Consider the following 18,344-nt stretch of genomic DNA (forward strand, 5'->3'; position numbering starts at 1 on the left):
TGGCGTTCCTGGCCAGCGACGACGCCTCGTTCATGACCGCCGCGCAGTTCGTTGTCGACGCTGGCGCGGGGCCGGACCCGGCCCGGCCACCACTGTCGGAGCGCCGGCAGCCACCGCCGGAGCGCCGGCAGTCACCGCCGGAGCGCCGGCAGTCACCGGCAGTCGCCGTCCGTCGGCACCAGGGCCTGCACCTCGGCGTACGACGGCAGTCCCACCGCAGTGGTGGACCCGCCGTCGCGGACGGCTTCGGCTGCGGTGAGCGCTGCGCCCAGCGCGGCCCTGAACAGCAGCGAGCCGGTGCTGACCCGGGCCACCCCGGCCGCGCCCAACTCGGCCAACCCTGGGCCGCCCGGCTGGTACAGCGCGTTCACCGGAGCGTCGATCCGCGCGGTGAGGACGCGCAGGGTTTCCAGGTCGACAGTCCCGGGCACGAAGATCCCGTCGGCACCGGCCGCCCGGTAGGCACGAGCACGGGCGAGGGTCTGCGGCAGCGGGTCGTCCACCCCGAGCCACCAGGTGTCGGTGCGGGCGTTGACGAACAGTTCCGGCACCGCCGCCTTCACTGCCACGATCTTGGCAGCGGCGACCTCGGTGTCGGCGAGGCTGCCATCGGCACGCCCGTCCTCCAGGTTGATCCCGACCACGCCGAGCCCGGCCAACTCCGCCACGTACTCGGCGACCTCGACCGGGTCGTCGCTGAACCCGGACTCCACGTCCACGCTGAGCAGCACCGGCAGCCGGGCCAGCCGGCGGGCCAGGGCGAGGGTCTCCCCCGCGGTGGCCGCGACGCCGTCGGGAAGGCCAGCGGTCGCGGCGACCCCGAGGCTGGTGGTGCCGATGGCCTGATGTCCACGCGCGGCGAGCGCCGCCGCCGAGGCGTGGTCCCACGCGTTGGGCAACAGCAGTGGGTGGCCGGCGCGGTGCAGGGCGTGGAACGCGGCACAACGTTCGATCATCGGACGCTCACCTCCAGACTTGTCGGCACCCGCAGGGTCGGGTGCGGTTCGTGGCGCACCGGGGTCGGGCTGCGCCGGCACCGTTCCCGCAGCACGTCGAGCACCCCGCTGGCCAGCGCCAGGGCGTGCCGGTCGCCGGGGCAACCCCGCTCCCCCGTCCCGAAGGTCAACAGCCCGGCACCGGGCCGACCGGGCTCGAACGTCGCGGGTTCGGTGAACGCCTGCGGGTCACGGTTGGCCGCGTCGAAGCGCAGCAGCACCGGACTGCCCGCCGGCAGATCCCGCCCGCCCACCCGTACCTCGTCGATGGTGACCCGTCGGGTGGCCCGGACCGGCGGGTCGAGGCGCAGCACCTCGGCCAGCAGGTCGGCGGTCGGCACCGTGGCCGCCGCTCGCGGGACCGCCGGGGGCAGAAGGTGATGGGCGGCGGCACCGATCAGGCCGGCTGTCGCGTCGCACGCCTGGACCAGCAGACCGACCAGGTTCGCCAGTACCTCCGGCGGACCCTGCGGCAAGAGCGCCAGCAGGGCCGTCACCGCCCGGTCGGCCCGCGCGGTCAACGCCGGGTCCACCCCCGGGTGGTACGCCGCCGCGACGACAGCGACCGCCGTCCCGGCGGCTGCCGGCGAGGCGAATCCGAGGCGGTCGGCCAACGCCTGCAGCGGCACCGACCGGGCCAGTTCCCCCATCACGTCGACGTGGTCGCCGGCGCGGTCGAGCACGGCCCGGGTCAGCCGCGCCGCGTCGTGGCGAAGGTCGTCCGGGTTCAGCGGGGCCAGGGCGCTCACCGCGACCGCCCGACGGTCGGCGTGCAGTCGTGGTGGGCTGAACCGGCTGACAGTGGCGCGCAGCCAGGCGAGGGTGCCCAGCGGACCGGGATCGACGGCCGGCACCTGGAACGCAATGTCGGTCAGCGCCGCCCGCACGTCGGCGTGCCGGGTCACCCACCAACCGCGTCCCGGTTCGAACGAGGGCGGCCCACACGCCGGTGTTCCCGGGGCGGGCGCAATGTGTGGCCAGTTGTCAGTCACCGCCCGACCGTAGGGCGCGAACCGTTCGCCCCACGCCGAACGATCCCGCCGCGGTCACCCGTCAGGCGCGGCCGCTCGTGGGCGGCGGGGCTGCCGGCGGGTCGAGGGTGTGTTCGGGGATGGACAGAGCCGCGGCCAGGGCGGGGCGGCCGGTGGGAGTGAGACGGACGGCGCGGCCGGTGCCCTGGCTGATCCAGCCAAGGTCGGTGAACCGGCGGCAGAGCGCCGCGCCGAGCGCGCCGGCCAGGTGCGGGCGGCGTTCGGTCCAGTCCAGGCAGTCGCGGACCACCGGGCGGCGGGCGGCGCGCAGCCCGTCCACCGGTACGCCCACCCCGGCCGCCCAGGCCCAGCCGTCGGGTGTGAGCGCCAAGCCGCTGGACCGGTCGAGTCGACGTTCGCTGAGCAGGGCGTCGTACATCAGCACACTCAGCCGCCCGGCGAGGTGGTCGTAGCAGGTCCGGGCGTACGCCAGGGAGGCGGTGGCGGTCGCCGCGCGCAGCGACCCGGTCGGTGTAGGCGTGGCCGGGGCGTGCCCGGCCAGGTCCTCGATCAGCTGGGCCACCGACGGCCCGGCCAGCCGCAGGTAGCGGTGGCGGCCCTGCCGTTCCTCGACGAGCAACCCACCGCGGACGAGTCGGGTGAGGTGGTCGCTGGCCGTCGACGGGGCGACCCCGGCAAGACGGGCCAGCTCACCGGCGGTCCACGCCCGCCCGTCGAGCAGCGCCAGACACATTCCGGCGCGGGTGCCGTCGGCCAGCAGGGCCGCCAGCTCGGCCATCCCCCGCCCCTCGGCACTTGCGGTCATCGCCTCATCATGCCCGGCGATAGCGACGCATCAGCGGTGCGGGTGCCTGGCTCGAGCCGACGGCCGCCACGATCAGGTGACCTCGTGCAACACCGGGACGATCCGGAAGTCGACGGTGGCGTGGTCGATGGTCGCGTGCACCGGCGAGTCGGCCATTTCGGTCATGATCCCTGACGCGCTTCGCCGGCCGTCCGCCACCGAGTCCCAGGCGACGATGTCGGTGATCGTGCCATCATCGGTCGCGGTAATGCGACGCCAGCGGAAGCCGGGCTGGCGTCGTAGGTAGTCGTCGATGTCTTTGTTGGACTTGACGAAATCGGCGCCGGTGAGGCCGGGGACGAGCCGGAATGTCGTCATCTCGAGCGCTTCACTCATGATCGTTCTCCTCCTCGTGCGTGTTCAGCCTTGCGCGGTGGACCGCACGATGATCTCGTTGACGTCGACGGTGTCGGGCTGCGCGATTGCGTGGGCGATGGCGTCGGCCACCGCCGAGGCTGGCATGCCGAGTTCCTCGGTCGCTGCCCGAGCGGCAGCCTGGATCTGCGGGTCACCGCCGCGCTGGGTGAGTTCGGAGTGGGTGTAACCCGGGCTGACCAGGGTTACCCGGACGTCCCGGCTCTCCTGACGCAGGCCTTCGGTGAGCGCCCGGATGGCGTACTTGGTGGCGCAGTACACCGATGCCGTCGGGTCGACGCGGTAGGCGGCGGAGGAACCGATGTTGATGATGTGGCCCTTGCCGCGGGCCCGCATGAGCGGCAGGGCCGCCGCGACGCCGTGCAGCGTGCCGCGTAGGTTCACGTCAATCATCTGGTCCCACTCGTCAGTCCGCAGGGAGTCGAGCGTGGACAGGGCCATCACCCCGGCGTTGTTGATCAAAACGTCGATGCGCCCGTGCCGGTCATGCACCCCCTCGACGAAGCCGAGCACGCTGTTCCTGCTGGTCACGTCGAGTTCCTGGTAGTCGGCCATGCCGCCGTCACGGCGCAGTTCATCGACGAGCGCGGCGAGCCGATCGACCCGTCGGGCGCCAAGCACGACGTGGTGGCCGTCGGCGGCCAACCTGCGGGCGGTCGCCGCACCGATGCCGCTGCTCGCGCCGGTGATGAGAATGATCTTTGAGTACGGGCTGGTCACTGCTGCTCCTGGTCTCGGTTGGCGCCTGCGTCGAGGCAGTGCGTGTCCAACCATCCTGCGGCGGCCGGGAGCCGGGAAGGGCGGCCTTTCCTAGGTGCACCGCACCCAGGAACACCATGGACCTGCTCGGCCCCGTCCGCTCCGGCCATCACACCGACCCAGCGCGGTTCCGACGTCGCTGTCCGGTTCCGCTGGCGAACCGCCGCCGGCGATGCCCGCCGTCGCGGTAGCGGCCGTCGAGGGCGGGGACCGGAGCTTTAGGCTGGTGGACATGGTCGCCACCAGCAACGGGCTCGGCGACTACCTCCGAGCCCAGCGTGCCCGTGTCGATCCCAGGGACGTTGGACTGCGCGGGGGCGGCGACCGCCGGGTGTCCGGGTTGCGCCGTGAGGAGATCGCGGTGCTCGCCGGCGTGAGCGTCGACTACTACGCCCGCCTCGAACAGGGCCGGGAGCGCAACCCTTCGGCGCAGGTGCTCGACGCGATCGGACGGGCCCTGCGCCTCGACCTGGATGCGCGCGGCCACCTCTTCCGGCTCGCCGGGCTGAACCCCAGCCTGGGTCCGACGAGCTTTCGAGATTCGGTTCACCCCGAGTTGCTGCGGCTGTTGGACGCGTTCCCCACCTCCGCCGCCTACGTGCTCAACCCCGCGTTCGACGTGCTGGCTACGAACAATGTGGCGGCGGCGCTGCTGTCACCCTTCGTGGGCACGGTCAACATGGTCCGGGTGCTGTTCCAACATCCGCAGGCGCGCACCGTCTTTCCGGACTGGCCGACTCTTACCGAGAGCGTCGTACACGCTCTGCGGCTCAATGCCGGCCTCTTTCCGGACGACCCGGAGATCCAGTCGCTGGTGGCCGACATGGGGCGGGGCTCGCCAGAGTTCCGGACCCTCTGGGCGAACCAGAGCGCGCGCGGTCTGACGAGGATGTTCAAGGTGGTGCAACACCCGGCCGCCGGACGGATCGAGTTGACCTACCAGACGTTCGACGTCCGTGATGCGCCCGGACAGCAGCTCCTGGTCGGCATGCCGGAGCCGGGCAGCCGCAGCGCCGAGGCCCTCGCCGCACTGGCCACCACGTACAGCCCTGCCTGACAGGCGTCGGTGAGGTGCTTGCCTACTGTCCCTACTCTGAAGGGGCCGCGACGCCACTTCGGCAAGTCGGGGCCTTAGCGCCCGCACCGCCGGGCGGATAGAAGTAACCGGATGATCTGGACGAAGTTCAGAAGCGACAGCGCCCCTCGCCGACTCCGCGCCGTGTCCGACCTGCGGTTTCCTGCCAGCGGACGTCAACATCTACGAAATCGGTATCCCCACCTCAGCGACGAGGACATCTCACTCGTCGAGACCGCGACCCGGCAGTGGTTCCGGATCATCGCCCGCCAGCCCAACGCGAAACTGTCGATGCCGTCGGTGGTCGTCAACGATCTGTGGCAGCAGTTGACCCTGCATGCGCGGGACTACGCCACCTTCTGCGACGCCGCGTTCGGGCGCTCTCCGCACCACCGACCGACGGCTGCGACAAGCGGCGACACGACCACCGCCGATCGCGGGCCTCTTCTGCTCGCCACGCTGAGCTACGGCCGCCGGGACGAGGGATGCGGCCCGACCGGCCTTCCGCTGCTGTTCCGGGTGGACCAGGAGTTGGACATCCAGGATGGCAACCGCTACCTGGCCGACTGCGGAGGCCGTGGCGAATGCTTCCCGGTTAGCGGCCGGGTCTGCCTGCAACATCTCGCGGGGCCGGGCAAGCGGCCCAAGCCACCCGGAATACGCGGCGACCTGCCCTTCCTCGACGGACGTCACGGCTACGCCGGCGGTGCGGGTGGCGGCGGTGGTGGTGAGTTCAGCGGCGGGGGCGATGGCGGTGGCGGCGATGGCGGTGGCGGTGGCGGCAGCAACTGAGGCTCCGGACGGCGCGTGACGACGTCAGCCGCGACCGGTCAGCGGGGTCACCGAGCGGTCCGTGCCGTCGTAGCTGCGCGCGGCGTCGAAGTCGCCGGTCGGGCGCTGGCCACCGGCGACGGCACGAGCCAACCGCGGGTCCGCGTTGCGGAACCGCAGGGCCAGGCTCAGGTGCGGCACCCACGCGCCTGGCGCATGCCACGGGCGGTGTCCGTCGGCCTCGGCGAGAACGTCCCAGACGGCGGCGTGCAGCGCGGTCAACGCCGGAGTGGGTCGGACGAGCCAGACCAGTGGGGCGCTGCCGTCGAGGACGACGACCCGGTCGAGCGTCACCGGCACCGGCAGCGCGGCGTCGAACAGCTCGGCGAGGCGGTGCTCGACCCCCGGCGGGAACTCGTCGACGGCGGCGAGGGTGAGGTGCGGTCGGTTGGTCGGGTGGATGTTGCGGGCCAGGCTGGGCAACCCGGCGGCGGCCAGCCGGCCCCAGACCGCCCGGACCGCGACCTCCAGGCCGGGCGAGCAGACGAGTTCCACCGTACGCACGCGCCTACGCTAGCCGGCGACCCTCCTGCTCGGCGGTCGCCAACCGAAGTCAGAGCCAGCCGTTGTCCCGGGCGGTGCGGACGGCCTCGGCCCGGTCGGCGGCGCCGAGCTTCTGCACGGCGGCGGAGAGGTGGTTGCGCACGGTTCCGGTGGACAGGTGCACCCGACGGGCGATCACCGCGACCGGGGCACCGACCTCCACCAGCCGCAGCGTCTCCAGTTCCCGAGGGGTCAGCGGGCACGGGGGCAGAGTCAACGCGTCGGCGGCCAGCGACGGGTCGACGTAGCGCCCTCCGCCGTGCACCCGGCGGATCACGTCGGCGAGTGCCCCACCCGGCGAGCCCTTGGGCAGGAACCCTCGGACGCCGGCGGTCAGCGCCTGGCGCAGGTGCCCGGGGCGACCGTGCCCGGTCAGCACGACCACCGCGCAGTCGGGCCGGACCCGGGTCAGCTCGGCGGCTACCGCGATGCCGTCCAGGCCGGGCATCTCCAGGTCCACCACTGCCACGTCCGGGCGGTGCGCCAGCGCCGCGGTGACGGCCGTCTTCCCGTCGGCGGCGTGTGCCACCACCTCGATGTCCGGTTCCAGGGCGAGCAGCGCGGCGACGGCCACCCGGATCAGGTCCTCGTCGTCGGCGAGCAGGACGCGGATCACGACGGCGCCGGCACTGTGGCTTCGAGGGTGAAGATCGCGTCCTCCCGGCGTACCCGCAACTCGCCCCCGGCAGCGGCGAGCCGGTCGGCCAGCCCGCGCAGGCCGTGACTGTGCGCGTCCGGGCTGCGGTCGTCGGCGCCGTCGTTGGCCACCGTCATCCTGGCCACGTCGTCCTCCCTGTCGATGCGGATCCGGCACCAGTCGGCCCGGCTGTGCCGCAGCACGTTGGTGCTCGCCTCGCGCAGCACCGCCGCCAGCTCGATGGCGGCGGGCTGCGGCAGGTCCGCCGGCAGCGGCAGAACCGTGCACCGCACCCCACAGGAGCGCAGCACCCCCACCACCGCGGTGAGTTGTTCGTCGAGGTCGACGACCCGATAACCGTGCACGGTCTCCCGTACCTCGCTCAGCGCGGAGGCGGCCAACCGTTGCACCTCGGCGGCTTCCCGCCCAGCCCGTTCCGGGTCGACCGGGGCGAGCCGGGCGGCGAGTTCGGCCTTCAACGCGATCACCGTGAGGCTGTGCCCCAGGACGTCGTGCACGTCGCGGGCGAAGCGCAGCCGCTCCTCGGCGGCGGCCAGCCGGGCCTGGGCGGCCTGGCCCTGCCGGGCCTCCACGAGCAGGTCCCAGAACCAGACCTGGAGCCCGTTGACGGCGGCCACCGCCGCGCCGATCCCACCGGTCACGGCGAGGTGGCGCGGAACGGAACCGCCGGTCCACCAGGCCACCGCGACCGCCACCGCCAGGACGCCGGCCGCGACCGTCAGCGCGGCCCGCCACCGCACCAGCAGCGGCGTCATGCCGATCAGCGCCGCACCGAGCCAGGCCCAGGTCGGCCAGCTGCCGGCCGCCACCGGACCCACCAGCGGAACGGTCAGCACCGCCACCCCGACCAGGCTCAGCTCGGCCCGACGCCGCCAGCGCGGGTCGAGCCACGGCGTCACGGCCGCGTACAGGACGACGGTCTGGGCGATCACGAAGGCGAGGATGCCGACCGCGCCGAGTGTCACCCGGCCCGGGTCGGGCTCGCGGGTCAGGCCGACCGCCGGTAGCAGGACGCTCGCCCAGACGCCGGTGGCCAGCGACACCAGCGTCACCCACCGGACACGGCGCAGCCGGCGGTCCGCCCGGGGAGTCACCGCCTCGCTCGCCACGCACCGATCCTAGGACCGCCCGGCCCACCCTCCACCCGTGCGAACTGTCACGTTCGGGCCGTGCGGTCCGCACGGTTTTCCCGTGACGATCGGGTCTGCCGGCCACACCGGTGGCACCGGCAGGGTCGGGGCATGGAAAACACCCGGATGTACGCGGACAGCCTGACCGCCGTACCGTCGCCCGCGCCAGTGCCCACCGACGAGCCGACCCCCTCGGCCCCGATGCCGGCCACTGCGGCACCGGCCGCCGCGACACCGGCCAGCAGCAGGCGGCGGCTGCTGTGGCACCTGGGCGAGATGGCAGTGGCGATGATCGCCGGGATGCTGCTGCTCGGACCGTTGTGGGCGCTGGCCGGCGCCGCTCTGGGCGTCGGCGACGCGCTGGCCCGGCCGGAGATCGCCGCGCTGGTGATGGCCACGAACATGACCGTCGGGATGACTGTGGCGATGCGCTACCGGGCGCACCGCTGGCACGCGGTCGGCGAGATGGCCGCTGCGATGTACGTCCCGTTCCTGCTGCTGCTCGTGCCGTCTTGGGCCGGCCTGATCGGTGCCGACGCGCTGATGCTCGGCGGTCACCTACTGATGATCCCCGCGATGGTGCTGGTGGCTCTCCGGCACCGACACGAGGCGTCGGCGCCGGTACGCCGAAACCGGGTCGTGGTGGCGCTCGCCCACCGCTGGCCGGCCGGGTTGGCGCTGCTGCTGACCGTGGACATGTGGGTCGACCCGGGTGTGCTCAGCCCGTGGACGATGCTGGTGCTGCCCGGCGGCTACCTGGTGATCGGCATGGCCCGCCGCACGCTGGGCGGGCGGGGCGTGTTCGCCACCCAACTCGCCGGTCTGGCCGTCTGGGTCGCCCTGACGCTGGTCGCGGTGCTGGCCGGCGGACGGACCGCCGACTGGCTTGTGGCGTTCGGGTGGTTGGCGCACGCCGGCTGGGACGTGGTGCACCACCGCAACCGCCGGGTGGTGCCGCGCGGCTACGCCGAGTTCTGCGTGGTGCTCGACGTGGCCCTCGCCGCGGTGATGGTGCTGGCCATCCTGACCACCGACGCCTGACCGAGGCCGCCGCCGGGATCTTGGAACGGCCGCAGCACGAGCCCGGAGACAGCTCTTGTGGCGGTCGCCGCAACGGCCCGGACGGCGTGATGAAAGGCTTGGCACATGAGTTCCGCACCTGCACAGCACGACGCACCGATCGACGCCACCCCCGACGGCACCGACGAGGTGAGCGCCTTCACCGAGCTCGGGCTCCGCGCCGAGCTGCTGGGCGCGCTCGCCGCCCTCGGGTACGAGGAGCCGACCCCCATCCAGCGGGAGGCTATCCCACCGCTGCTGGAGGGTCGGGACCTGCTGGGTCAGGCAGCCACCGGCACCGGCAAGACGGCCGCGTTCGCGCTGCCGCTGCTGAACCTCATGACGGCACACCGCCAGGGCGGCGACCCGGTGGCGCTGGTGCTGGTGCCGACCCGGGAGCTGGCGGTGCAGGTGTCGGAGGCGTTCCACCGCTACGGCAAGGACCTGGGCGCGCGGGTGCTGCCGATCTACGGTGGGCAGCCGATCGGGCGGCAGCTGCGGGCACTGGACAGCGGTGTCGACGTGGTGGTGGCCACACCGGGCCGGGCCCTCGACCACATCGCCCGGGGCACCCTGCGCCTGGGTGGGTTGGCCACGGTGGTGCTCGACGAGGCCGACGAGATGCTCGACATGGGCTTCGCCGAGGACATCGAGGCGATCCTGGAGCACGCTCCGGCGCAGCGTCAGACGGTGCTCTTCTCGGCCACCATGCCGTCGCGCATCGACGGGATGGCCCGCCAGCACCTGCGCGAACCGGTACGGATCGAGATCGGCCGGGAGCAGCAGGTAGCTGGTGAGGCGCCCCGGGTGCGGCAGAGCGCGTACATCGTGACCCGGGCGCACAAGCCGGCCGCGCTGGGTCGGGTGTTGGACGTGGAGTCCCCGACCGCGGCGATCGTGTTCTGCCGCAGCCGGGAAGAGGTCGACCGGTTGACCGAGACGATGAACGGTCGGGGCTACCGCTCCGAGGCGCTGCACGGTGGCATGAGCCAGGAGCAGCGCGACCGGGTCATGGGCCGGCTGCGGGCGGGCACCGCCGACCTGCTGGTGGCCACCGACGTGGCGGCCCGTGGGCTGGACGTCGAGCAGTTGACCCACGTCGTCAACTACGACGTGCCGTCCGCCCCGGAGTCGTACGTGCACCGGATCGGTCGGGTGGGTCGGGCTGGCCGCGAGGGCGTGGCGATCACTCTCGCCGAGCCGCGTGAGCACCGGATGCTCAAGACCATCGAGCGGGTGACCGGCCAGCGGATCACCATCGACAAGATCCCCACCGTCGCCGACATGCGTACCCGGCGGCTGGAGCTGACCCAGGCGGCCCTGCGGGAGAGCCTCCTCGAGGACGACCTCGACCCGTTCCGGGTGATCGTGGAGACGCTGACCGACGAGTTCGACCTGATGGAGGTCGCCCTCGCCGCCGTGAAGCTGGCCCACGAGGTGACGTCGCCGGGCTCCGACGACGAGGAGGAGATCCCGCAGGTTCCGGTCCGTGGGCCGCGCGAGGGTCGGCCGGAGGCCGGCGGCCGTGGCGGCGACCGGCGGGGTGGGGGCCGGCCACGCTCCGGCGGAGGCAACACCGTCCAGGTCTTCGTCGGCCTGGGTCGACGCGCCGGGGTGCGCCCGCAGGATCTGGTCGGCGCGATCACCGGGGAGACCGGCATCCGCGGCCGGGACATCGGCTCGATCGAGATCGCCGACCGGTTCTCACTGGTGGAGGTGCCGCAGGGGGTGGCCGACGAGGTGATCTCCGGGTTGCGCTCCAGCACGATCAAGGGCCGCAAGGCCACAGTGCGCCGCGACCGCGGCGGCGACGAACGCTGAGCACGCCGTCGGCGACCGCCGGAGCACGACGGTCGCCGACGACACGGGCCGGCGAGGCGGCGGGAGAAACGTGAGCACCCGCCGCCCCACCGGTGCTAGCCGATGTTTCCGTTGACCACGTTGTTGGCCCCGGCCAGCGACGCGCCACCGGACCGGTGGTCGAACGCCCGCATCACGTTGTTGGTGACGATCCAGTTGTTGCTGGTGCCGACAGTCACGATCGGTCGCTCCTGGCGGCGGGGCGTCGCGTCGTCGTAGAACTGGTTGCCGATCACCTGGCACATGTCGGCGTCACGGCCGAGGATCCCCTTCGCGCCGTTGTCGTGGATGTCGAGCCCCATGATCCGGGTACGTCCGGATGAGGAGACCTCGATGCCGTTGGTGGCGTTGCGCCACAGCCGGCCGCCGATGAACTGGGTCCCCCAGACCTGCCGCAGATCGGCGCCGCTGCCGGTGCCACTCGTGCCGTTCGACTCCAGGTAGACGTTCTGGAAGATGTTTCGATGGGCGGGTTCGCGCAGCTCCACGCCGTTGCCCCGGCAACCCCAGACATGCAGGTTGTCGAAGAAGCAGGCGCTGTCCAGCAGCCGTATCCCGGTCTGGCACTCACCGACCCAGACGTTGAGGAACTCGTTGTCGTACGCGACCTTGTTCACGAGGATGCCCACGCCGAGGCAGTCCTCGATGTTGATATCGGTGATCTTGTTGGCGTGGGCGCTGGTGTCCGCGTCCTTGCCGAGGAACTCGATGGCGTGGCTGCCCGAGTTGCCGAAGTGCAGGTGGTGGAAGGTCGATCGGGGGCCACGGACGGTCAACAGCACGTCGGAGGTCCGCATGCCGTAGAAGTGCACGTTGGAGATCTGGTTGTACTTGCCGCTCGAGACCAGACGACCGGTGTAGCCCGGGGCCGGCTGGATGATCGCCGCCCCGATGTTCTCGCCGGTCCAGGTCACGTTCGTCGGAAAGCGGACCTCCGATCCGAGACCGAGTGCGCCCACCGGTTGGAAGATCTCCCCGCCATCGGCCGGCAGCAGGTTCAGCGCGGTGGTGACCTTGTCCGACTCGTCACTGCCGTCGAGCCGGCAGCCGACCCGGGGGTCCCGAAGGCTGAGCGGGGCCTCCCGCACGGTCGTGACCGGCGGCGATCCCGCCTGTTCGGCACCGGCCAGGGTGGCCACCGTCGTCGCGACCGCGGCGCCCGCGCCGCCGGCGAAGAGGACCCGTCGTCCCAGCCGTCGGCCCGGTGGATCTGACCGTTGTGGCACTGCCGGCGGTACCGCACCAGGTGCGCTCACGATCGGTTCCATGCCTCTCCCCCGTTGAGTGCCACCTCGAGCGGCGGGCAGACTCTACTGTGCATTGTCGCGCGCAGGCCGACGCGGATCAGAGGGCGTACGGGCCGAAACGGCCCCAGGCCACCACGGCGGCGAGGACGAGCAGCGCAGCGCAGGCGACAGCGCCCTGGATCTCGGTGCGACGCCCCTCCTGGGTGGCCTGCTGCTCGCGGGCGCGCAGGTGCACCAGGATGCCGCCGATCATGACGATGACCAGCCCGACGGCGGCGAGCGGGGTGAGCACTGTGGCGATGCCGGTGGCGGCGGGCAGCACGAGCCCGGCGGCGGCCAGCAGCTCGACCGCGCCGAGCGACTTGACCTGCGACGGCGGGACCGGGTCCACCCACCGCATCACGTCGCGCAACTTCTCCTTGGGCTGGCTCAGCTTGGCCAGCCCGACGCCGGTGAAGACGGCGGCGAGCAGGATCTGAATGATCCAGAGCACCACGTTCACGGGGGTTCCTCCAGGGGGCCGCCTCGCGGCGGAGAGGTGGTTGACGGTGCAGACGAGACAGTAGACCTCCCCCGCGTACCGAAAGGGCCCCCGCCGTCGGAAGACGGCGGGGGCCCAATTGGTCGGAGCGTCAGACCGCGAAGAGCGCCGGACCATCCAGCGTCTTCACGTCGGCCGGGCGCAACGCCAGGGCGAGCACGTCGGCCACGTCGGCCAGGGTGTGCACTGTCAGCGCCTCGCGCACCTCGGTCGGCAGGTCGTCCAGGTCGGGCTCGTTGCGCGCCGGGATGATCACCTCGGTGAGGCCGGCCCGGTGCGCGGCGAGCAGCTTCTGCTTCACCCCACCGATCGGCAGCACCCGACCGGAGAGCGTCACCTCACCGGTCATCCCGAACTCGGGGCGGACCGGGCGACCGGTGACCAACGACGCCAGGGCCGTGACCATTGTGATGCCGGCGCTCGGACCGTCCTTGGGCACCGCGCCCGCCGGGAAGTGGACGTGGATCCGGCGTCCCGCGAGAGCGTTCGGGTCGATGCCGAACCGCCGCCCGTTGGAGCGCAGGTAGGAGAGCGCGATCTGCGCCGACTCCTTCATCACGTCGCCGAGCTGGCCGGTCAGGGTCAGCCCCGGCTCGCCCTCCATGCTTGTCGCCTCGATGAAGAGCACGTCCCCGCCGGCACCCGTGACGGCCAGACCGGTGGCCACGCCGGGCACGGCGGTGCGCTCGGCCGATTCCGGTGTGAACTTCGGCCGACCCAGGTATCCGGTGAGGTTGTCGGTGCCCACGCGTGCCGGCGTCGGGTCCGTCGCCAGCGTCACCGCCACCTTGCGCAGGATCTTGGCCAGGGCCCGCTCGAGCTGCCGGACGCCGGCCTCCCGGGTGTACTCCCCCGCGATCAGCGCGAGAGCCTCGTCGGCGACGCTGACCTCGTCAACGGTCAGCCCGGCCCGCTCCCGCTGCCGGGGCAGCAGGTGGTCGCGGGCGATGGCGACCTTCTCGTCCTCGGTGTACCCGTCAAGGGTGACCAGCTCCATCCGGTCCAGCAGGGGGCCGGGGATGGACTCCACCACGTTGGCGGTGGCCAGGAAGAGCACATCGGACAGGTCGAGGTCGACCTCCAGGTAGTGATCCCGGAAGGTGTGGTTCTGGGCCGGGTCGAGCACCTCCAGCAGGGCGGCGGCCGGGTCACCGGCGTAGCCGGCGGCCAACTTGTCCACCTCGTCGAGGAGCACGACCGGGTTCATCGAACCTGCCTCACGCAGCGCGCGGACGATCCGACCGGGCAGCGCCCCCACGTAGGTGCGCCGGTGCCCGCGGATCTCCGCCTCGTCGCGGACGCCGCCGAGCGAGACCCGGACGAAGTTGCGTCCGAGCGCCCGCGCCACGGACTCGCCGAGGCTGGTCTTACCCACTCCGGGAGGACCGGCGAGGGCGAGCACCGCGCCGGAGCCGCGACCGCCGACCACGCCGAGGTTGCGCTCGGCTCGCCGGTTGCGCACCGCCAGGTACTCCAGGATGCGGTCCTTGACGTCGGCCAGGCCGGCATGATCGGCGTCGAGCACCGCCCGGGCCGCGGCGAGGTCGGTGTTGTCCTCGGTACGCGTGCCCCACGGCATCTCGAGCACGGTGTCCAGCCAGGTACGGATCCAACCCGCCTCCGGGGAGGCGTCGCTGGCCCGCTCCAGCTTGCCGACCTCGCGCATGGCCGCCTCGCGTACCTTTTCCGGCAGTTCGGCGGACTCGACGCGGGACCGGTAGTCGGCAGAGCCGTCCGGCTCGTCCTCGCCCAGCTCCTTGCGGATCGCGGCGAGCTGCTGGCGCAGCAGGAACTCGCGCTGGGACTTCTCCAGCCCCTCGCGGACGTCACTGTTGATCTGCTCGGTGACCTCCTGCTCGGCCAGGTAGTCCTTCACCCAGCCGACCAACAGCTCCAGCCGGGCGGTGACGTCCGGCGCGGCGAGCAGCTCGGTCTTCTGCTCCAGCGTCAGCCAGGGCGCGTAACCGGCCGAGTCGGCCAGTTCGGAGAGGTCGGTCATCCGCTCCACCGCGTCGATGACCTGCCAGGCGCCCCGCTGCTGGAGCACTGAGGTCACCAGGGCGCGGTACTCGCGGGCGAGTTCCCGGGCCCGACCGGCGTAGGCGGGTTCGTCGAGTTCGGTCGCCTCGACCCAGAGGGCGGCGCCGGGGCCCGGCACGCCGGAGCCGATCCGGGCCCGGGACAGGCCACGGATGACGGCGGCGGGCTCGCCCTCGGGCAGCCGGCCGACCTTCTCGATGGTGGCGACCACGCCCACCGGGCCGTACTCGCCGTCGATGCGCGGCACGGCCAGCAGCTTGCGGTCGCCGGTCGCACGCGCCGCGTCGATCGCGGCCTGGGTGGTGGGGTCGAGGGTCACCGGGATGACCATCCCGGGCAGCAGCACGGCGTCGGTCAGGGGAAGTACCGGAAGAGTTGCCATCGAACACCTGCCATCGCGTTGAGTTGAGCGTGTCTCACTCAAGTAACAAAGCGTTCCCCTTGTTCCGGCCTGTGACCTAGACCACTGGGCTGGTGCCGTACAGGCGAGGGTCACCCGGGGGCAGCACCGGTTCCGGCGCGTTCGCCAGCGGGTTGTGGTCGTACCGGAACTCGCCCTTGCCGTCCGGCGAGGGCCCGGACGCCCAGCGCCCCTGGGCGGCGTCGGTGCCCGAGGAGAAGCCCAGGTAGGTGTAGCCGTACTCCGCTGTGAACTCACCCGAGTCCGGGAACGCCTCCGGCACCGGCATCTCCTCCAGCCCGTCCTCCCTGAGCTGCTCGATCGCCGCCAGCCACATGTTCTGGTGCATGGTGTCGCGGGCCAGCAGGAAGCGCAGCATCTGCTTGACGCCCGGGTCGTCGGTCATGTGGAACAGCCGGGCGACCTGGAGCCGACCCTGCGCCTCGGCGGTGACGTTGAGCTGGAAATCGGCCAACAGGTTGCCGCTGGCGGTGATGAACGCGCCGCTCCACGGCACCCCGTTGGAGTCGGTGGGCAGGGCCCCACCCCCGGCGTGGATGAAGTGCGCCGGGTTCTCACCGGCGTAGGTCGCGGCACCTCCCGGATCCTCCGCGATCCCCTCGCCCAGCGACAGCGGCGCGCTGTCCAACAGCCGGGTGATCATCGTGACGATCATCTCGACGTGGCCCATCTCCTCCGTGCCGACGTCGAGCAGCAGGTCCTTGTACTTGCCGGGCAGTCGGCAGTTCCAACCCTGGAAGAGATACTGGTTGGCGACGGTCATCTCGCCCCACTTACCGCCCAGCACCTCCTGCAGGCGGCGGGCGAACGCCGCATCCGGGCCGTCCGGCTTGGCCTCGAACTGCAGATCCTTGACGTGGCTGAACATCCGACCTCCTCGGTACCGGAAACAGTTAGCGAGGCCGTTCCCGCCGCGATGACCCGAGCGGGCCAACCGGTGTCCCGCCCGGGTCAGCGCACCGGGCGAGCCATCGGCAGCAGCACCTCCAGCGCCACTCCACGGGGCCGTAGCCGGTACGCCCGCAACGCTCCCCCATCCGTCGCGACGAGCTGCCGCGCGATCCACAGGCCCAGACCGGACATCCCGACGGCCGGCGTCGGACGCCGCAGCGCGACCAGTAGCGCATCGTCGACCCGACCCTCGTCGGTGACCAGGATGCTCAGGCTGGGCCCGCGCACTGTCGCGTAGAGCCCGACCTGTCCGTCCGGCGGCCCGTGCCGCAACGCGTTCTGCACCAGGTTGACCAGCACCTGTCGGGTTCGTCCGGCCGGCACCGGGCAGGAGGCCGCCCGCCGGGTGGCCCGCGCCCGCCGGCGGCCGACCGGCACCAGCGCGGCGGCCTCCCGCAGGATGCCCGCCAGCGCGACGGCCGGCTCCGGCTGTGGGGTCGGCGTCAGCACGCCGGTGCCGGCGGCCGCGTCGAGCAGCAGGCTCTGCAGGTGGGCGGCCTGGTCGCGGGCCAGCTCACTGAGCGCCCGCCGGTCGTCCCCGGTCAGGTCCTGACGCTCGTCGGCCAACGCGCGGGTCAGCGAGGTCAGCGTGCTGATCGGCGTTCGGAACTCGTGGCACAGCACCCGCAGCAGCAACTCCGAATCGGCCGCCGTCGGTCGCTTTTCGCCCGGTGTCGGCCCAGCGGGGCGCAACCCTCGCAGCAGGTCCCGCAGACCGTGCCGTACGCGCATCCACCCGACTCCTCTCGTTCGGTGCGAACCCGCATGATCGGTACCCGCTGGGGAACGGCGCAGACATGCCGGGAGCCTCCACCTTGCGACTCGTCGTCGTGGACGATCACCCCCTTTTCGTCCGCGGGCTGGAGTTGCTGCTCCCGATCACCACCAACGGCCGGGCCGAGGTCATCGCCTCGACCGGCGACGCCGCCGCGGCGGCGGCCCTGGTCAGCAACTGCCGCCCCGACCTGGCCCTGGTCGACCTGCACATGCCGCCGCCCGGCGGCATCCGGGCGGTGGCCGCGATCCGGCGGACCACCCCACGGGTACGGGTGGTCGCGATGTCCGGTTCCACCGACCCAGGGCCAGCGGTGGAGGCGCTGCGGGCCGGCGCCGAGGGGTTCCTGCCCAAGACCAGCGAACCGGAGGAGTTGCTTCCCCCGCTGCTGGCGATCCTCGACGGCTGGGCGGTGCTGCCGGCCGACCTGCTGCGCGCCATGCTGCGGTCCACGCGCTCCGCGTCCGTCGACCTGGACGGCGAGGAACGGCGGCTGCTGCGGGCGATCGCCGCTGGCCGCAGCACCGTCGACATCGCCGAAGAACTGCACGTCTCCGAACGGACGGTGAAACGGATGACCGCCGCGTTGCTGCGCAAGTTGCGGGTCTCGAACCGGGCCGAGGCGGCCGCCATCGCCGGTCACAGCGGCATCCTCGGGGAATGAAGCCTCGCCACCGAACCGTTTCGCGGTTTTGCTCGGTAACGGAATCGCGACGCGCCGAATGAATGGAAGGCATATTGTTGCGGATTACCGGGGTGATAGGTCAGACTTTGGACACATCCCGCCGCACACAGGGAGTAATCGGCAATGGCGAGAAAAGTAATCACGGTCCTGACCGACGACCTCGACGGTGGGAAGGCCGACCGGACGGTTGAGTTCAGTCTCGACGGCGTGGCCTACACGATCGATGTCTCCGACGAGAATGCCGGCGTCCTGCGCAAGACGCTCGATCCGTACATCAATGCGGGTCGGCGGATCGGGCGCGGCCCGGTGGAGAGCGCCCGTTCGGTCCGGCGACCGGGGCGACCCGCCGGCGCGGGAATGGATCGGGAGCAGAACCGGGCCATCCGGGAATGGGCCGTCAAGAACGGCTACAAGATTTCCGAGCGCGGCCGGATCCCGGTTGAGGTCGTCGAGGCGTACAAGAGCCGCTGACGCGACTCGACGGGGTATCGCCGCTTGACAACCACCTCTCAACTGTAGTGCTCTATTGGATAGAGGCTCACTCTATCGAGAGGTGACGGCCA

Annotated in this window: 19 protein-coding genes; 6 read left to right on the forward strand and 13 right to left on the reverse strand. The window is 72.0% G+C overall.

The genetic code is table 11. The features are described 5' to 3' along the window. Window positions 1-152: 152 nt before the first annotated feature. The 5 genes from AB0C20_RS27240 to AB0C20_RS27260 all read right to left on the reverse strand — a co-directional run bounded on the left by AB0C20_RS27240 (window position 153) and on the right by AB0C20_RS27260 (window position 3,926). Complete coding sequence (locus AB0C20_RS27240) at window positions 153-956, reverse strand: isocitrate lyase/phosphoenolpyruvate mutase family protein (protein ID WP_357188683.1); 804 nt, start codon at window positions 954-956, stop codon at window positions 153-155. Next, the gene (locus tag AB0C20_RS27245; protein WP_357569032.1) at window positions 953-1,900 is read right to left on the reverse strand and encodes a cytochrome P450; all 948 of its coding nucleotides are present in this window, start codon (window positions 1,898-1,900) and stop codon (window positions 953-955) included. The genes AB0C20_RS27240 and AB0C20_RS27245 overlap by 4 nt, the downstream gene beginning before the upstream one ends. A 148-nt stretch (window positions 1,901-2,048) precedes the next feature. After that, a complete protein-coding gene (locus AB0C20_RS27250; protein ID WP_357569033.1) occupies window positions 2,049-2,792 on the reverse strand; it encodes a winged helix-turn-helix domain-containing protein in 744 nt (247 codons plus the stop codon). Window positions 2,793-2,864: 72 nt separating this feature from the next. Further along, window positions 2,865-3,167: a hypothetical protein gene (locus tag AB0C20_RS27255; RefSeq protein ID WP_210786284.1), complete on the reverse strand. Its 303-nt coding sequence runs from the start codon at window positions 3,165-3,167 to the stop codon at window positions 2,865-2,867. A 24-nt stretch (window positions 3,168-3,191) separates the two neighbouring features. Further along, a complete protein-coding gene (locus AB0C20_RS27260) occupies window positions 3,192-3,926 on the reverse strand; it encodes an SDR family oxidoreductase (protein WP_357188676.1) in 735 nt (244 codons plus the stop codon). A 271-nt stretch (window positions 3,927-4,197) separates the two neighbouring features. On the opposite strand from AB0C20_RS27260, the gene AB0C20_RS27265 reads away from it, so the two are divergent. Continuing rightward, window positions 4,198-5,022, forward strand: a complete 825-nt coding sequence (locus tag AB0C20_RS27265; protein ID WP_357569034.1) for a helix-turn-helix transcriptional regulator — start codon at window positions 4,198-4,200, stop codon at window positions 5,020-5,022. A 162-nt stretch (window positions 5,023-5,184) separates the two neighbouring features. Next, the gene (locus AB0C20_RS27270; protein ID WP_357569035.1) at window positions 5,185-5,832 is read left to right on the forward strand and encodes a hypothetical protein; all 648 of its coding nucleotides are present in this window, start codon (window positions 5,185-5,187) and stop codon (window positions 5,830-5,832) included. Between the two features lie 24 nt (window positions 5,833-5,856). Here AB0C20_RS27270 and AB0C20_RS27275 read toward each other — a convergent pair whose 3' ends face one another. The 3 genes from AB0C20_RS27275 to AB0C20_RS27285 are packed head-to-tail and all read right to left on the reverse strand — an operon-like array spanning window position 5,857 to window position 8,181. Beyond that, window positions 5,857-6,375, reverse strand: a complete 519-nt coding sequence (locus AB0C20_RS27275; protein WP_357188670.1) for a 2'-5' RNA ligase family protein — start codon at window positions 6,373-6,375, stop codon at window positions 5,857-5,859. 49 nt (window positions 6,376-6,424) lie between these two features. Then, the gene (locus AB0C20_RS27280) at window positions 6,425-7,030 is read right to left on the reverse strand and encodes a response regulator transcription factor (protein ID WP_357569036.1); all 606 of its coding nucleotides are present in this window, start codon (window positions 7,028-7,030) and stop codon (window positions 6,425-6,427) included. Further along, window positions 7,027-8,181, reverse strand: coding sequence for a histidine kinase (locus tag AB0C20_RS27285; protein ID WP_357569037.1), 1,155 nt, complete (start codon window positions 8,179-8,181; stop codon window positions 7,027-7,029). Before AB0C20_RS27285 ends, AB0C20_RS27280 begins: the two co-directional genes overlap by 4 nt. 132 nt (window positions 8,182-8,313) lie before the next feature. Between AB0C20_RS27285 and AB0C20_RS27290 the strand changes: the two genes are divergently transcribed. Next, window positions 8,314-9,243 (forward strand): hypothetical protein, encoded by a 930-nt coding sequence (locus AB0C20_RS27290; RefSeq protein ID WP_357569038.1) that lies wholly within the window; start codon window positions 8,314-8,316, stop codon window positions 9,241-9,243. Between the two features lie 105 nt (window positions 9,244-9,348). Next, the gene (locus AB0C20_RS27295) at window positions 9,349-11,082 is read left to right on the forward strand and encodes a DEAD/DEAH box helicase (protein WP_210784874.1); all 1,734 of its coding nucleotides are present in this window, start codon (window positions 9,349-9,351) and stop codon (window positions 11,080-11,082) included. A 95-nt stretch (window positions 11,083-11,177) separates the two neighbouring features. Here AB0C20_RS27295 and AB0C20_RS27300 read toward each other — a convergent pair whose 3' ends face one another. From AB0C20_RS27300 to AB0C20_RS27320, 5 genes are all read right to left on the reverse strand, one after another. Then, entirely contained in the window at window positions 11,178-12,389 is a 1,212-nt protein-coding gene (locus AB0C20_RS27300) for a right-handed parallel beta-helix repeat-containing protein (RefSeq protein ID WP_357569039.1), read from the reverse strand. Between the two features lie 76 nt (window positions 12,390-12,465). Beyond that, the gene (locus tag AB0C20_RS27305) at window positions 12,466-12,870 is read right to left on the reverse strand and encodes a DoxX family protein (RefSeq protein WP_357569040.1); all 405 of its coding nucleotides are present in this window, start codon (window positions 12,868-12,870) and stop codon (window positions 12,466-12,468) included. Window positions 12,871-13,000: 130 nt separating this feature from the next. Further along, window positions 13,001-15,331, reverse strand: coding sequence for an endopeptidase La (gene lon, locus AB0C20_RS27310; RefSeq protein ID WP_357188658.1), 2,331 nt, complete (start codon window positions 15,329-15,331; stop codon window positions 13,001-13,003). Window positions 15,332-15,407: 76 nt separating this feature from the next. Further along, window positions 15,408-16,238, reverse strand: a complete 831-nt coding sequence (locus tag AB0C20_RS27315) for a manganese catalase family protein (protein ID WP_357569041.1) — start codon at window positions 16,236-16,238, stop codon at window positions 15,408-15,410. 83 nt (window positions 16,239-16,321) lie between these two features. Further along, window positions 16,322-17,053 carry a HAMP domain-containing sensor histidine kinase gene (locus AB0C20_RS27320; protein ID WP_357569042.1) on the reverse strand — a complete coding sequence of 244 codons (732 nt, stop codon included), beginning with the start codon at window positions 17,051-17,053 and terminating at the stop codon, window positions 16,322-16,324. Window positions 17,054-17,151: 98 nt separating this feature from the next. Here AB0C20_RS27320 and AB0C20_RS27325 point away from each other — a divergent pair, with 98 nt between their 5' ends. Together AB0C20_RS27325 and AB0C20_RS27330 are read left to right on the forward strand one after the other, a co-directional pair. Beyond that, a complete protein-coding gene (locus tag AB0C20_RS27325) occupies window positions 17,152-17,760 on the forward strand; it encodes a response regulator transcription factor (protein WP_357188652.1) in 609 nt (202 codons plus the stop codon). Between the two features lie 144 nt (window positions 17,761-17,904). Beyond that, window positions 17,905-18,252, forward strand: coding sequence for an Lsr2 family protein (locus tag AB0C20_RS27330; protein ID WP_357188650.1), 348 nt, complete (start codon window positions 17,905-17,907; stop codon window positions 18,250-18,252). The last annotated feature ends 92 nt before the right edge of the window (window positions 18,253-18,344 follow it).

It is taken from the genome of Micromonospora sp. NPDC048843 (assembly GCF_040649965.1).
Taxonomy (GTDB): Bacteria; Actinomycetota; Actinomycetes; order Mycobacteriales; family Micromonosporaceae; genus Micromonospora; species Micromonospora hortensis.

Bases quoted from the DNA above. Each gene is read 5' to 3' on its own strand.
- AB0C20_RS27315 (WP_357569041.1), bottom strand. From the start codon at position 16,238: ATGTTCAGCCACGTCAAGGATCTGCAGTTCGAGGCCAAGCCGGACGGC.
- AB0C20_RS27320 (WP_357569042.1), bottom strand. From the start codon at position 17,053: ATGCGCGTACGGCACGGTCTGCGGGACCTGCTGCGAGGGTTGCGCCCC.
- AB0C20_RS27290 (WP_357569038.1), top strand. From the start codon at position 8,314: ATGGAAAACACCCGGATGTACGCGGACAGCCTGACCGCCGTACCGTCG.
- AB0C20_RS27265 (WP_357569034.1), top strand. From the start codon at position 4,198: ATGGTCGCCACCAGCAACGGGCTCGGCGACTACCTCCGAGCCCAGCGT.
- lon (WP_357188658.1), bottom strand. From the start codon at position 15,331: ATGGCAACTCTTCCGGTACTTCCCCTGACCGACGCCGTGCTGCTGCCC.
- AB0C20_RS27250 (WP_357569033.1), bottom strand. From the start codon at position 2,792: ATGACCGCAAGTGCCGAGGGGCGGGGGATGGCCGAGCTGGCGGCCCTG.
- AB0C20_RS27330 (WP_357188650.1), top strand. From the start codon at position 17,905: ATGGCGAGAAAAGTAATCACGGTCCTGACCGACGACCTCGACGGTGGG.
- AB0C20_RS27300 (WP_357569039.1), bottom strand. From the start codon at position 12,389: ATGGAACCGATCGTGAGCGCACCTGGTGCGGTACCGCCGGCAGTGCCA.
- AB0C20_RS27295 (WP_210784874.1), top strand. From the start codon at position 9,349: ATGAGTTCCGCACCTGCACAGCACGACGCACCGATCGACGCCACCCCC.
- AB0C20_RS27255 (WP_210786284.1), bottom strand. From the start codon at position 3,167: ATGAGTGAAGCGCTCGAGATGACGACATTCCGGCTCGTCCCCGGCCTC.
- AB0C20_RS27240 (WP_357188683.1), bottom strand. From the start codon at position 956: ATGATCGAACGTTGTGCCGCGTTCCACGCCCTGCACCGCGCCGGCCAC.